We start from the raw sequence: 12,434 nt of genomic DNA on the forward strand, positions 1-12,434 counted from the left end.
ATCTCAGTCACTGTCCATTTTTGTTGTTAATTTAAAAACCTTATAAAACATAAAGTTAAAACAAAACAACACACCAGCCACGGGCAATTATTAAGCTATAAATAAATTCTTAATTGCTAAATATATGTAAAATATGATTTTTATTTAAAACGTAACTCGCAATCTAAAGAAAATAGCGCAATGAATATCTCAGCGTGTTGACATCACTGCTTTCGGTAAATAAGATAATTCCTAACAACATATAATTCAGAAACAAAGAAATAGACTTATGCCTTTCATTAGCAGGAAAAAGTTAGCGCTCGAAAAAAAACTACGAGATCTCGCCAGGAACTTCAGGGAAAAGGAGAACATTGATGAGGCAATTAAATGCCATTACGACCTTCTACTTAAACAGTATCTAACCAATCCTCTTTATTTTAAAACATTATTCAAAGCCAACCGCTTTATTGTTGGATCGGCGATTTTGGGTATTTACTACACACGACCAGGGAGCACCTTTAAAGACATTAAACGATTCTGTATCGGTAACGATTTGTTCAGTAGCAATTCGCTGGATTCATTTTTGTTATTTTTACGCGTTGGGGGACGACTTGAAGTCTATCGCGATCATCAGGATAAGCGAAAATTTAACTATAAACCGACAACCAAAGCACTTGAAGAAACGCGGCGCATGATTAATACCATGCTGATCCCCTACTCCATGCTGTCGGATAATGTTGATCTGACGTTTTACCAGACGCATAAAAACTTTGTGCCCGCGTTTTTTACGGCTTATTCGGAAGTCACTCTTAATCGCATTTTCCTGCATGACATGGTGCCGGGAAGCGGGGAATTTCTGAGCCGCGATGGGGGGCACATGATTATGTTTTATCTCTACCTGGAGAGCATTAAACAGAAATCGCGGGTCATTAAATACAATATTCTGAAAGCGGCGTTTTGCTGTGCGGTATCGCGGTCACATATCCGTCGCAGCCTGCACGCTGCGGGGCAGATTGGTCTGCTGACCATTGAAGATGAGCTTCACCAGCTGACGCTGAGTCAGGGATTTTTGGACATGGTTAAGGACTATTTTTGCCTTTATCTGGCCAGTACGGTTCATGGATTATCAGGCATAAAATAAACAAAAAAACCCCGGGCTTTTACAAGCCCGGGGTCAGAATTGATGGTGGAAGCGTAGAGATTCGAACTCTAGAACGGTTTCCCGTCGCCGGTTTTCAAGACCGGTGCCTTCAGCCACTCGGCCACGCTTCCACACGGTTATCAGCTTGCTTAAGAAGACTTGCGCTAACTGATGGAGCGAAGTATAGGAGATGTTTTTTGCTTTGCCAAGAAGATTTTTCGCTAGTTTGTTGATTTTGTGAGCATTTGTGATCGATTGCTGTAAAAACAGGCAGTGGACAGGAAAAAACGAAACTGAACAGCGTTGCAAGAGGGGATTTGCTTTTATTGTGTCTGTATTCGGCGCAAAGCAAAACGGGCCAGCTTTACGCTGACCCGTTGGATTTGATGGTGGAAGCGTAGAGATTCGAACTCTAGAACGGTTTCCCGTCGCCGGTTTTCAAGACCGGTGCCTTCAGCCACTCGGCCACGCTTCCACAATGGGGCGCACTATAAACATCCCCGTACGCCTTGTAAAGTGAGTTTTGTATTATGTCGGTAAAAAAGAGCCCAATGGCGTGCGACTGCCGATATTATCGCCAGCCCGCGTACGAAATCAGCGGAATAGCGCGTAAAGAAGGGTAAAACGCCTTTCCCCGTTGCGCTGGCCTGCCTATGCTCCGTGGCAGACTGCTTATTATTCTAATGACCCAAAGAGGTGATTTATGGATCGCATCGTTTCCTCCACGCGCGAAAGCTCATTACTGAGCACACACCGGGTATTGCGTAATACCTATTTCCTGCTGGGCCTGACCCTGGCGTTTTCTGCGCTGACCGCCACGTTGAGCACCCTGTACGCGCTGCCGGCACCCGGTCTGATTCTGATGCTGGTCGGCTTTTATGGTCTGATGTTTCTGACCTATCGCCTGGCTAACAGTCCGGCCGGTATTCTGGCGGCGTTTGCCTTTACCGGCTTCCTCGGTTACTGCCTGGGGCCCATCCTTAACAGCTTCATGTCTGCCGGTATGGGTGATGTCATTGCTCTGGCGCTGGGTGGAACCGCGCTGGTGTTCTTCTGCTGTTCGGCGTGTGTGCTGACCACCCGTAAAGATATGTCGTTCCTGTCAGGCATGCTGATGGCGGGCTTCGTGGTGCTGCTGATTGCCGTGGTGGCGAATATTTTCCTGAACATCCCGGCCCTGCATATGGCGATTAGCGTGCTGTTTGTGCTGTTCTCTACCGGGGCCATCCTGTGGGAAACCAGCAACATCATCCACGGCGGAGAAACCAATTACATCCGCGCCACCGTCAGCCTGTATGTTTCTCTCTACAATATCTTTGTCAGCCTGTTGAGCCTGCTGGGCATGTCCCGCAGCAATTAATCTCACAGCAGGTATTAACTAAGCCCCGCCCTGCGGGGCTTTATTTTTGCTGGCGCAAAAGTTTGATAAACTGGCTGCCGGTTTGATATGACGAGGCAATAAAGTGCAGTTTGAAGGCAAAGAGATTGCGCGCGATGCGCAGGGATACCTGAAATCCCCTGCCGCGTGGAGTGAGGAGCTGGCCGTGCGGCTGGCAGCAGAAGAAGAGATTGTACTGAGCGAAGCCCACTGGGAGGTTGTTCACTTTGTGCGGGCATTTTATCTGGAGTTCAACACCTCTCCTGCCGTCAGGATGCTGGTAAAAGCCATGGCACAAAAATACGGTGAAGAGAAAGGCAACAGTCGCTATCTGTTCCGGCTGTTCCCGAAAGGCCCGGCCAAGCAGGCCACGAAAATCGCCGGTCTGCCCAAACCGGCAAAGTGCCTCTGACGCTATACCGTAGTGAAACCCTGTGGAAGATGAGCGGGGTGATGGGGCTCCGCCAGCACCTTATCGACCCGGGCGCTACGTGGCCCTCCTGCTTTTAACCACGCCAGCAGCGCCTCCACCTGCCGGGCCTCGCCACAGGCCAGTACTTCCACGCTACCGTCCTCAAGGTTTTTGGCGTAACCCTTAATCCCCAATTCTCTCGCCTCGCGCTGCGTACTGAAGCGAAAGCCAACGCCCTGAACGAGCCCATGAACCCACGCACGAATACAGATGATGGCCATTTTTCCTCCTGAGACTAACACCGTTTGCATTTTCGCAGTCCGCACCGGACAATATCGCCTGATTCTCTGAGTGTAAGCATAGCAAAATATGACTGTTCGATTGATTCTTGCCAAAGGACGTGAAAAGTCCTTACTTCGTCGCCATCCGTGGGTGTTTTCCGGGGCTGTTGCCCGCATGGAAGGCAAAGCCCAGTCGGGTGAAACTATTGATGTCTGTGACAGCCACGGTAAGTGGCTGGCGCGTGCCGCCTGGTCGCCTGAGTCACAAATCCGTGCCCGCGTGTGGAGCTGGCAGCAGGATGAGTCGATTGATATCGACTTTTTCGTTCGCCGCCTGCGCGCTGCCCAGCAGCTTCGCGACTGGCTGGCTCAGCGCGATAACCTTGACAGTTACCGCATCATTGCTGGTGAGTCTGACGGTTTGCCTGGCGTGACTATTGACCGGTTCGGAAATTTTCTGGTCTTACAGTTGCTTTCTGCCGGTGCCGAGTATCAGCGTGCTCCGCTGATTACCGCCCTGCAAATCTGCTACCCTGACTGTGCTATTTATGACCGTTCTGATGTGAGCGTCCGTAAAAAAGAGGGTCTGGAACTGACCCAGGGCGTGGTGCTCGGTGAAACGCCACCCGCGCTGCTGCCGATTACCGAACACGGCATGAAACTGCTGGTGGATATTCAGACAGGGCATAAAACGGGTTACTACCTGGATCAGCGTGACAGCCGTCTGGCTACCCGCCGCTATGCAGAAGGTCGTCGCGTTCTTAACTGCTTCTCCTACACTGGCGGCTTTGCGGTATCGGCACTGATGGGCAATTGTACTGAAGTCGTCAGTGTGGACACGTCGCAGGCGGCGCTGGATGTAGCTCGCCAGAATGTGGAACTGAACGGTCTTGATGTCAGCAAAGCGACATTCCTGCGCGATGACGTCTTCAAGCTACTGCGTCGCTATCGTGAAGAGGGCGAAAAATTCGATCTGATAATTATGGATCCGCCGAAATTCGTAGAAAATAAAAATCAGCTGATGGGAGCCTGTCGCGGCTATAAAGATATCAATATGCTGGCCATGCAGTTGCTCAATCCGGGCGGAATGCTAATGACCTTCTCGTGCTCCGGCCTGATGCCCACCGACCTGTTTCAGAAAATCATTGCCGACGCAGCTATTGATGCACAGCGTGACGTCCAGTTTATTGAACAGTTCCGTCAGGCAGCCGATCACCCGGTGATCGCCAGCTACCCGGAAGGAATGTATCTGAAAGGGTTTGCCTGCCGCGTGTTGTGACTTGAAAAATGGATGTCTGCCTCCATATAGTGAACAGGGCAAAGTTTCTCAGGAGGTTATGATGATTGCCAGCAAATACGGAATCGGACAACAGGTACGCCATCAGCTTCTCGGTTTTCTTGGCGTTATTGTAGATGTTGACCCGGAATACTCTTTAACTGACCCGGCAATTGATGAGGTCGACGGGGGCGAAGCACTGCGCGCCGCGCCATGGTACCACGTGGTGATGGAAGATGAGGATGGCCATACCGTCCAGACTTATCTGGCAGAGGCCCAGATCGCGTGGGAGTTACCCGGCGAACACCCCGAACAGCCTTCACTGGATGAGCTGGCAGCGTCAATCCGGCAACAGCTCCAGGCTCCCCGTCTGAGACACTAAAAAAACCCCGCTTTCGCGGGGTTTTTTATGACGTCGTCAGCCCAAGCCGGGGGATTTCAATTTTTGGACAGCGATCCATAACGACTTTCAGCCCCGCTTCAGCCGCCAGAACAGCGGCCTGCTCGTTAATGACCCCTATTTGTAGCCACAGCGTTTTTGCTCCTACCGCTATCGCTTCCTGCGCAACGCCCCAGGCCGCATCTGCATTGCGAAAAACATCCACCATATCGATGGGATGGGGAATATCACTCAGACTGGCATACACCGTCTGTCCGAGTAGCGTCTGTCCTGCCAGTTTCGGGCTGACCGGCGTCACCTGATACCCCTGAGAAAGCAGATAAGCCATGACACCATAGCTCGGCCGTGCCGGATTGTCGCTGGCCCCGACCAGCGCAATTGTTTTTGTGGTCGTCAACACATCCGCGATAGTTTGATCATTCATGATTGCCTCCATTTGCCTTACTGGCTCTTATGCCGTTAAGTGTGGCTTGTTTAACGCATCAAAAAATTCAACCTGTGCGATTCTCGATATATAGCACGATTAAGTATTTTTAAATGTTAATATGCTGCCATACTGAAAGACTTTGATACATTCAATCCGTTTTACCCTTTGCCCTGCTGGAGAAACAATGAAGCTGAGTATGGTCATCGCCGGGATGCTGGTGATGCTGATTGCCACCCTCGCGCAGGCGACAACGCTGAAACTCTCTACTGACATTGACCTGCTGGTGTTAGACGGGCATAAAATTTCAGGCTCTCTGCTCAAAGGGGCCGATGGTCTGGAGCTGGAACAGGGTGAACATCAGCTGCTGTTCCGCGTGGAACGGGCAGTAAGTCGCAATGCTCAGACCGCTGTAAACTGGGTTTCACAGCCACAGATCGTCACGTTCTCTACCCGTACTCAGTCCGTCGTTATTCGTCTCCCCGCGTTACAGACGCTGCGTGATGGCAAACATTTCGATAAAAACCCTCAGTTCATCCTGGTGGATGAGCGCGGTTTGGAAGTGGACAGCAAACGTGATGCGCTCCGTCCGCAGGCACAGGTCGATCTGGAGCAGGCGATGGTGCAGTATAATCTTGATAATAAAGTAGCGTCCGTGCCGCGTTTTGCGCAGCCGATGCGCCGCTCTGCCCAGGCGGGCAACGTTCTGCAGGATATGGCCACCAGCCAGCATCCAGCGGAGCGCATGCTGCGCTTATGGTATCTGCAAGTTGATTCGGCCACCCGCCAGCGCTTTGTTATGTTAATGAACGCCCTGCATACCAGTTGATACAGGCTGAGATCCGGCGCTAAACTCACTCCTCCGTTTGCTTGTTCATTTTGCCCGCCCTAACAAACCAGGATACTGAATGGATCAGACAACCCGTACGATAAAACCCCAGAAACATATTGCCCTGGTGGCTCACGACCACTGCAAAAATGCGTTAATGCAATGGGTAGAAATTAATAAAGAGCAGTTACTGCATCACACGCTATACGCGACAGGCACTACCGGAAACCTCGTGCAGCGAGCCACGGGCCTGCCCGTCACCGCCATGCTCAGTGGCCCGATGGGCGGTGATCAGCAGGTCGGAGCGCTGATTTCGGAAGGGAAAATTGATGTACTGATTTTTTTCTGGGATCCCCTGAATGCCGTGCCGCACGATCCCGACGTGAAAGCCCTGCTACGCCTGGCAACTGTATGGAATATCCCGGTGGCCACCAATCGCGCCACCGCTGATTTTATCATCCAGTCACCGTTGTTCGATCATCAGGTTGAGATTCAAATCCCCGATTACGAACGCTATCTGCAACAACGCCTGAAATAACCTCAGTTGCTGTTGCCCGGTCAGGGCTTACGTAATACCGGTACGCCCTGACGCCTGAACTCCGCAACAAACACCGATGGATTTGCACGATCGTAAAGCAGCCACACCTGCTGCTTTGCTCGCGTCATGGCAACATAAGCCAGTCTTCGCTCCTCGGCATCCGGGAAATCTTCCGGTACTGGTAACAGCGCATCCTCCATGACCGACTCACGGGCAGCGGCAGGGAACCCCTCTTTTCCCTCGGCCAGGCCCAGTAAGATCACGTAATCAGCCTGCTGTCCTTTACTGGCATGAATGGTCATAAAATCAATACTCAGCTTCGGCCAGCGCGTTGCGGCTTTGTCCAGCACATCCGGACGCAGATGATGATACCTGGCCAGCACCATAATCCGTTCGCCGGTCGCCACATAACCACTGAGTTTATTGAAGAGCGGTTCGAGCTGATCTTCAGGCAGCAGTGAGATCGATTTTTTATTCCCGTTGCTGAGGCTGTTGAGCGGTTTTTTCAGCTGGTGTGGATTGCTCTGAACAAAGGTATTTGCTATTTCGCCAATACGCTGGTTAAAGCGATAGGTGGTGTCCAGTACGCAGCGGTCACCTTCCCCAAAATGATGGTGGAAAGCCGTTGTCAGGGTCATTTCTGCCCCGCTAAAACGATAAATAGCCTGCCAGTCATCCCCCACCGCAAACAGCGAGGTTTGGGTATTCTGCCGGCGGAGCGCCGCCAGCAGGGCTGCACGCTGCGGAGAAATGTCCTGAAACTCATCGACCAGGATATGCTTCCAGGGGCTGATAAACCGCCCTTTATCAAGAATATTCACCGCCTGATGGATCAGCCCGGCGAAATCCACGGCACCCTCTTCTTTCAGCGCCCCTTTCCACGCTTTCATCAGCGGCGCCATCAGTTTGACGCGCTTACTGAAAAGTTCACGCACCTCTTCCGGAGCACTGTCGATCATTGCGGCCTGCGCCCCGCCGTGCGTTCGCATCAACCCCAGCCAGCGCTCAAGCCTGCTGGCCAGTCGGCGTGCGAGGCGTTCATCCTGCCAGAAACTCCCCTCTCCGGGCTCCCACCCGAGCTCCCCGGTCAGCCACTGTCGCCAACCGTTAGCGTGGGCTTTTTTCTCATTACACTGCTGCCGCCATACTTCAATCAGCAAAGCCTGCCGCGCGTCGCGGTCGGTTTCCAGCTTGCTGATGGTCGGCGCTTTATTACTGCCCTGCTGAATAATGTGCAATGCCAGGGAGTGAAAGGTGCGAGCCTGAATGTCCTCCGTGTGCAGGCGCGCACGAATACGTTCATTCATTTCAGCCGCGGCCTCGCGACCAAAGGCCAGTAACAGGATCTGCCCGGCGCTGGCCTGCCTGCGCATCATCAGCCAGCCGGCCCGGGCCACCAGCACGGAGGTTTTACCACTGCCCGCCCCCGCCAGAAGCAACACGGCATCCTCACCGTTGACCACGGCACGCGCCTGTGAGGTATTCAACGGCGAGGTTTCAACCTGGTTAAAGAAATCAGCATGCTGTTCCAGCATGCGGCGGGTCCATTCATTATTACGCTGAACACGTCGGGCGTCGCTGTGGCTGAGCCACTGTTGACAGTAGAGATAGGGATCGCGGCAGTTTTCGAACTCACTCAACCGCTGAACCGGGAGCGGAATGGCATCGAAAGCTTTTTGAATGGCCTGCTGCCATACGGCGATATCGCTGCGTTTCAGCCACTTATCCTGCTGCTCTGCCTCACGGATTTGCTGCTGCTGCGCCACCAGTACGCTGGCAGACACGTCGCTCATTTCCGTACTCCAGCGAGCCCATTCCTGGTTGAGGTAATGGTAGAATCGCTGCGTTTCACTCCATTCGGTGCCGTGCAGGCGTACCACTTTTTCATCCGGCAGCGTGAATTCCAGTTCACCCCAGACCAGCCCACGTTTGCACCTGATTGCCAGCAACTGGTTGAAAGGGATCAGATACTCATGCTTTTCGCCGCTGACTTCGACACCTGCGGTTAACAACCGCACCCGGTTGTAAGGATGCTGGGCCAGATGTTTACCCAAGGATGTTGCTTTCAGTTCCATTACCGTGACCCTGGCTGCGGTTATTTTCAACATCAGACAGTTTAACTGGCTGTCGTGTACCGCTCCAGTGCTAAAACACGTTACAATCAACCAATTGTCGGTTAATTGCCGTTATCTGCCGTGGGGAAACGCTTTTATGCGCACTGTGTTAAATGTCCTTAATTTTGTTCTGGGTGGCTTTCTGACCACCTTTTCCTGGCTGGTCGCCACCCTGCTGAGCATTATTTTTATTTTCACCCTGCCCCTGACCCGATCGTGCTGGGAAATCACCCGACTGTCGCTGTTTCCCTATGGTAATGAGGCTGTCCATGTTGATGAGCTGAACCCTGCCGGGAAAAGTGCGCTGTTAAACTCGGGTGGAACCTTATTAAATATATTCTGGCTGGTGCTGTTCGGCTGGTGGCTTTGCGTCATGCACATCATGGCCGGGATCACTCAATGCCTGACCATCATCGGCATTCCGGTGGGGATCGCTAATTTCAAAATTGCCGCGATTGCGTTATGGCCAGTCGGTCGCCGGGTCGTTTCCGTGGAAGTGGCGCAGGCAGCTCGCGAAGCCAATGCGCGTGCACGTTTTCGTTAAACTGACATTATGAGCAAAATCCTCATCGGCAGTCTTCGCCGGCACGCCTTTAACAGCGCGTGGCTCTATAATATTCGCATTACGCTCGCGCTCGCCGGGACGACCGCCGTGCCCTGGTGGTTGCATCAGATCACCTGGACCATCCCCCTGACGCTGGGTGTGGTCGCCGCAGCGCTGGCTGACCTTGATGATCGTCTGAGCGGGCGGCTGCGAAACCTGCTCATCACCCTGGTCTGTTTCTGTATTGCCTCCGTTTCTGTTGAACTGCTGTTCCCGCATCCCTGGCTGTTTGTCGCCGGGCTGGCGGTTTCCAGCTGGGGCTTTATTCTGCTGGGATCGCTTGGCCCGCGCTATGCCACTATCGCCTTTGGCGCTTTGCTGATAGCGATTTATACCATGCTGGGCATCAATCTTTTTCCGCAGTGGTACCTTCAGCCTGCACTGCTGCTGCTGGGAGCCGTATGGTATAACCTGCTAACCCTGTCAGGTCATCTGCTGTTCCCTATCCGGCCGCTGCAGGAGAATATTTCACGCTGCTTTGCCGCGCTTGCCCGCTATCTGGAAGCCAAGGCCAGCCTGTTTGACCCGGATATTGAAGGGGACGACCGTCAGACGCTGGTGGATGTGGCCATGGCAAACAGTCAGCTGGTTGCCCTGCTTAATCAGGCTAAGGCATCCATCCAGTCACGTCTGCGCGGTGACCGGGGCCAGCGTGGAACACAACGCACGCTGCACTACTATTTTGTTGCCCAGGATATTCATGAACGGGCCAGTTCCTCCCATGTGCAGTATCATGCCCTGCGTAAAGCATGGGGAGAGAGCGATATCCTGTTTCGTTTCCAGCGTCTGCTTTCGCTGCAGGCGCAGGCCTGCAATCGCCTTTCGCGCGCGATCCTGCTGCGTGAACCCTATCAGCATGACGCACGTTTCGAACGGGTGTTTGTTAATCTGCACACTGCGCTGCAGCGTATCAGCAGCCAGCAGCCGGACAGCGCGGAAATCAACGCCATGACATACCTGCTCAACAACCTGAAGGCGATTGATGCCCAACTGGCGACGATCGAGTCAGAACAGGCACTGGCGGAAAGAAGCTCCCAGCACGATCAAACGCTGTCCAGTGAGGGGCTGACGGGCTGGAGTGATGTCCGTCTGCGCCTCAGCCGTCATCTCAGCCCGGAGTCAGCGCTGTTTCGTCATGCGGTCAGAATGTCGTTGCTGCTGTGCAGCGGTTACGCTTTTATCCAGGTGACAGGCCTGCAGCATGGTTACTGGATCCTGCTCACCAGTTTGTTTGTCTGCCAGCCCAACTACAGCGCCACCCGCCGCAGGCTGGCCTTGCGCATTATCGGTACGTTGGCGGGTATTGTCCTCGGCCTGCCGCTACTGTGGCTGGTGCCTTCCATTGAAGGTCAGCTCATATTGATTGTGGTCACGGGAGTCCTTTTCTTTGCGTTCCGTAATGTCCAGTACGCCCATGCCACAATGTTTATTACGCTACTGGTGCTGCTCTGCTTCAACCTTCTGGGAGAAGGTTTTGAAGTCGCCCTGCCGCGTATTGTTGATACGCTTATCGGCTGTGGCATTGCCTGGCTGGCGGTGGCATTTATCTGGCCGGACTGGCGCTTTCGCCGGCTACCTGCCGTTGCGGAACGTACGCTGAATGCAAACTGCCGTTATCTGGATGCTATTCTGGTGCAATATCACCAGGGGAAAGATAACCGCCTGGATTATCGTATTGCCCGCCGGGATGCCCACAACGGTGACGCAGAGCTGGCTTCGGTTGTTTCAAACCTCTCGGTTGAAAACAAGTCCGACCAGACGCTGAGAGAAGCGGCCTTTCGGCTTTTATGCCTTAACCACTCCTTCCTGAGTTATATTTCTGCGCTTGGCGCGCATCGGGAAAAACTGGACAGCGATGCCATGCTGCAACTGCTGGATGATGCGGCCTGTTATGTTGATGATGTGCTACATGTTGATATCGTCGATGAGGAAAAAGCCCGGCGTATGATGGACAGCCTGGCCTTGCGTATTCAGAACTACCGCGCTGATACGAACACAAAAGAGCCACTGGTATTACAGCAGGTAGGATTACTGGTGGCTCTTTTACCCGAGATAACACGCCTCAAAAAACAAATCCTGCTGCGCGGCTAGTTCTGTTCATGCCTTCTTTTTTGTTCTCGCTGCACGTTGTAATGAAACCAGGCGCGCAGCTCATCTTTGACTTCCCGGGGCAGCGCAGCGTGATGGCGTCCATCAATTGCCCCCTGTAAGGCAAATAAAACGGGTAACCCCAGATTTTCATTACAGGAACGTATCAGGAGCCAGCTGCGTTTTGCCCCCTTCTGGATTAGCATATCAACGGTAGTGATACCGACCTGCCGCAGTAACATCTCCATCCGTATACCAAGATTGGGTAAATCTTTCAGACGGCGGTTACGCTGACGTTCCTGCTGTTGTCGTCTTGCCCCTTGCAGACAAAGATGCGATAGCGCCAGCAGTTGCTCATCGTCAGACCACAGCGCCCCGTCGACACGATAATAGTTTAATTCTACCGGCACGCCCCGCTTACTCAGGCTCAATGGCTGCATTTTGCGTTCAATAATATAGGGCTGCACCTGTTCACAGGCTCGCAGGTACATCTCGCCTTCAGCGACTACGGCAAACACCGTTTTCTCAACGGCCAGACAATAGCCACCAAACTGCGTCCTGGACTGAACCTCACCCAGAGGTGCCAGTCGCTCTTTTGCTTCTGCAATTTTACGCTTTGAATTATCCATATTCTCACCTGCTATTATTTCAGAGTTAACTCACTTCACTAACGAAAACCACATAGCAAAAATAGGTAATCCTGATTACAGGTTCAATGAATATATTAATATTTCATTGTTAACATTGTAATTTTGCGAGGCATTACGAAAAACATCACTTATCAGGCTGATATAACTCACGCCATTTATTATGCTGGCCAATTGCATTCACCCATCTAAAGCCACTCTATTTATTCAATCAACCAACAAAAATAAATATTATAAAATGGCAAAGCCCACCAACTAAATAAACAGAAAATTAAAGTTATTTATTCATACTAAACAATAGGTTAAACAAAAAACCACAAACT

Annotated in this window: 13 protein-coding genes and 2 tRNA genes; 9 read left to right on the plus strand and 6 right to left on the minus strand. The window is 52.3% G+C overall.

Annotated features, from left to right (window positions below; genetic code table 11):
* The first annotated feature begins 268 nt into the window (after positions 1 to 268).
* Positions 269 to 1,120, plus strand: coding sequence for a hypothetical protein (locus K6L24_RS13860; protein WP_222681571.1), 852 nt, complete (start codon positions 269 to 271; stop codon positions 1,118 to 1,120).
* Positions 1,121 to 1,163: 43 nt separating this feature from the next.
* Here the strand turns inward: K6L24_RS13860 and K6L24_RS13865 are convergent.
* Together K6L24_RS13865 and K6L24_RS13870 are read right to left on the minus strand one after the other, a co-directional pair.
* Positions 1,164 to 1,251, minus strand: a tRNA-Ser gene (locus tag K6L24_RS13865).
* Positions 1,252 to 1,507: 256 nt separating this feature from the next.
* Positions 1,508 to 1,595 (minus strand) — tRNA-Ser (locus tag K6L24_RS13870).
* 228 nt (positions 1,596 to 1,823) lie between these two features.
* On the opposite strand from K6L24_RS13870, the gene yccA reads away from it, so the two are divergent.
* Entirely contained in the window at positions 1,824 to 2,480 is a 657-nt protein-coding gene (gene yccA / locus K6L24_RS13875; RefSeq protein ID WP_222681572.1) for an FtsH protease modulator YccA, read from the plus strand.
* A gap of 103 nt (positions 2,481 to 2,583) precedes the next feature.
* The gene (gene tusE, locus K6L24_RS13880; RefSeq protein WP_222681573.1) at positions 2,584 to 2,910 is read left to right on the plus strand and encodes a sulfurtransferase TusE; all 327 of its coding nucleotides are present in this window, start codon (positions 2,584 to 2,586) and stop codon (positions 2,908 to 2,910) included.
* Between the two features lie 2 nt (positions 2,911 to 2,912).
* Here tusE and yccX read toward each other — a convergent pair whose 3' ends face one another.
* Positions 2,913 to 3,191: an acylphosphatase gene (yccX, locus tag K6L24_RS13885; protein WP_062743825.1), complete on the minus strand. Its 279-nt coding sequence runs from the start codon at positions 3,189 to 3,191 to the stop codon at positions 2,913 to 2,915.
* Positions 3,192 to 3,279: 88 nt separating this feature from the next.
* On the opposite strand from yccX, the gene rlmI reads away from it, so the two are divergent.
* Both rlmI and hspQ read left to right on the plus strand, forming a co-directional pair.
* Positions 3,280 to 4,470, plus strand: coding sequence for a 23S rRNA (cytosine(1962)-C(5))-methyltransferase RlmI (gene rlmI / locus K6L24_RS13890; protein ID WP_062743826.1), 1,191 nt, complete (start codon positions 3,280 to 3,282; stop codon positions 4,468 to 4,470).
* A 61-nt stretch (positions 4,471 to 4,531) separates the two neighbouring features.
* Entirely contained in the window at positions 4,532 to 4,849 is a 318-nt protein-coding gene (hspQ, locus tag K6L24_RS13895; protein ID WP_062743827.1) for a heat shock protein HspQ, read from the plus strand.
* 25 nt (positions 4,850 to 4,874) lie between these two features.
* Here hspQ and K6L24_RS13900 read toward each other — a convergent pair whose 3' ends face one another.
* Positions 4,875 to 5,291, minus strand: coding sequence for a CoA-binding protein (locus tag K6L24_RS13900; protein ID WP_062743828.1), 417 nt, complete (start codon positions 5,289 to 5,291; stop codon positions 4,875 to 4,877).
* A 187-nt stretch (positions 5,292 to 5,478) separates the two neighbouring features.
* Between K6L24_RS13900 and K6L24_RS13905 the strand changes: the two genes are divergently transcribed.
* Together K6L24_RS13905 and K6L24_RS13910 are read left to right on the plus strand one after the other, a co-directional pair.
* Positions 5,479 to 6,120 carry a DUF2057 family protein gene (locus K6L24_RS13905; protein WP_062743829.1) on the plus strand — a complete coding sequence of 214 codons (642 nt, stop codon included), beginning with the start codon at positions 5,479 to 5,481 and terminating at the stop codon, positions 6,118 to 6,120.
* A gap of 79 nt (positions 6,121 to 6,199) precedes the next feature.
* Positions 6,200 to 6,658 (plus strand): methylglyoxal synthase, encoded by a 459-nt coding sequence (locus K6L24_RS13910; protein WP_062743830.1) that lies wholly within the window; start codon positions 6,200 to 6,202, stop codon positions 6,656 to 6,658.
* Positions 6,659 to 6,678: 20 nt separating this feature from the next.
* Here K6L24_RS13910 and helD read toward each other — a convergent pair whose 3' ends face one another.
* Entirely contained in the window at positions 6,679 to 8,733 is a 2,055-nt protein-coding gene (gene helD, locus K6L24_RS13915) for a DNA helicase IV (protein WP_062743831.1), read from the minus strand.
* Between the two features lie 136 nt (positions 8,734 to 8,869).
* Between helD and K6L24_RS13920 the strand changes: the two genes are divergently transcribed.
* Together K6L24_RS13920 and yccS are read left to right on the plus strand one after the other, a co-directional pair.
* Positions 8,870 to 9,316 (plus strand): YccF domain-containing protein, encoded by a 447-nt coding sequence (locus tag K6L24_RS13920; protein ID WP_062743832.1) that lies wholly within the window; start codon positions 8,870 to 8,872, stop codon positions 9,314 to 9,316.
* Positions 9,317 to 9,325: 9 nt separating this feature from the next.
* Positions 9,326 to 11,467 (plus strand): YccS family putative transporter, encoded by a 2,142-nt coding sequence (yccS, locus tag K6L24_RS13925; protein ID WP_222681574.1) that lies wholly within the window; start codon positions 9,326 to 9,328, stop codon positions 11,465 to 11,467.
* Here the strand turns inward: yccS and K6L24_RS13930 are convergent.
* Positions 11,464 to 12,093 carry a TfoX/Sxy family DNA transformation protein gene (locus K6L24_RS13930; protein ID WP_062743834.1) on the minus strand — a complete coding sequence of 210 codons (630 nt, stop codon included), beginning with the start codon at positions 12,091 to 12,093 and terminating at the stop codon, positions 11,464 to 11,466. The genes yccS and K6L24_RS13930 overlap by 4 nt on opposite strands.
* Positions 12,094 to 12,434 lie beyond the last annotated feature (341 nt).

It is taken from the genome of Erwinia persicina, assembly GCF_019844095.1.
In the GTDB taxonomy this organism is placed as follows: Bacteria; Pseudomonadota; Gammaproteobacteria; order Enterobacterales; family Enterobacteriaceae; genus Erwinia; species Erwinia persicina.

Coding starts and splice junctions, on each gene's coding strand:
- K6L24_RS13860 (WP_222681571.1), top strand. CDS start 269: ATGCCTTTCATTAGCAGGAAAAAGTTAGCGCTCGAAAAAAAACTACGA.
- yccA (WP_222681572.1), top strand. CDS start 1,824: ATGGATCGCATCGTTTCCTCCACGCGCGAAAGCTCATTACTGAGCACA.
- yccX (WP_062743825.1), bottom strand. CDS start 3,191: ATGGCCATCATCTGTATTCGTGCGTGGGTTCATGGGCTCGTTCAGGGC.
- rlmI (WP_062743826.1), top strand. CDS start 3,280: ATGACTGTTCGATTGATTCTTGCCAAAGGACGTGAAAAGTCCTTACTT.
- hspQ (WP_062743827.1), top strand. CDS start 4,532: ATGATTGCCAGCAAATACGGAATCGGACAACAGGTACGCCATCAGCTT.
- K6L24_RS13900 (WP_062743828.1), bottom strand. CDS start 5,291: ATGAATGATCAAACTATCGCGGATGTGTTGACGACCACAAAAACAATT.
- K6L24_RS13905 (WP_062743829.1), top strand. CDS start 5,479: ATGAAGCTGAGTATGGTCATCGCCGGGATGCTGGTGATGCTGATTGCC.
- K6L24_RS13910 (WP_062743830.1), top strand. CDS start 6,200: ATGGATCAGACAACCCGTACGATAAAACCCCAGAAACATATTGCCCTG.
- helD (WP_062743831.1), bottom strand. CDS start 8,733: ATGGAACTGAAAGCAACATCCTTGGGTAAACATCTGGCCCAGCATCCT.
- K6L24_RS13920 (WP_062743832.1), top strand. CDS start 8,870: ATGCGCACTGTGTTAAATGTCCTTAATTTTGTTCTGGGTGGCTTTCTG.
- yccS (WP_222681574.1), top strand. CDS start 9,326: ATGAGCAAAATCCTCATCGGCAGTCTTCGCCGGCACGCCTTTAACAGC.
- K6L24_RS13930 (WP_062743834.1), bottom strand. CDS start 12,093: ATGGATAATTCAAAGCGTAAAATTGCAGAAGCAAAAGAGCGACTGGCA.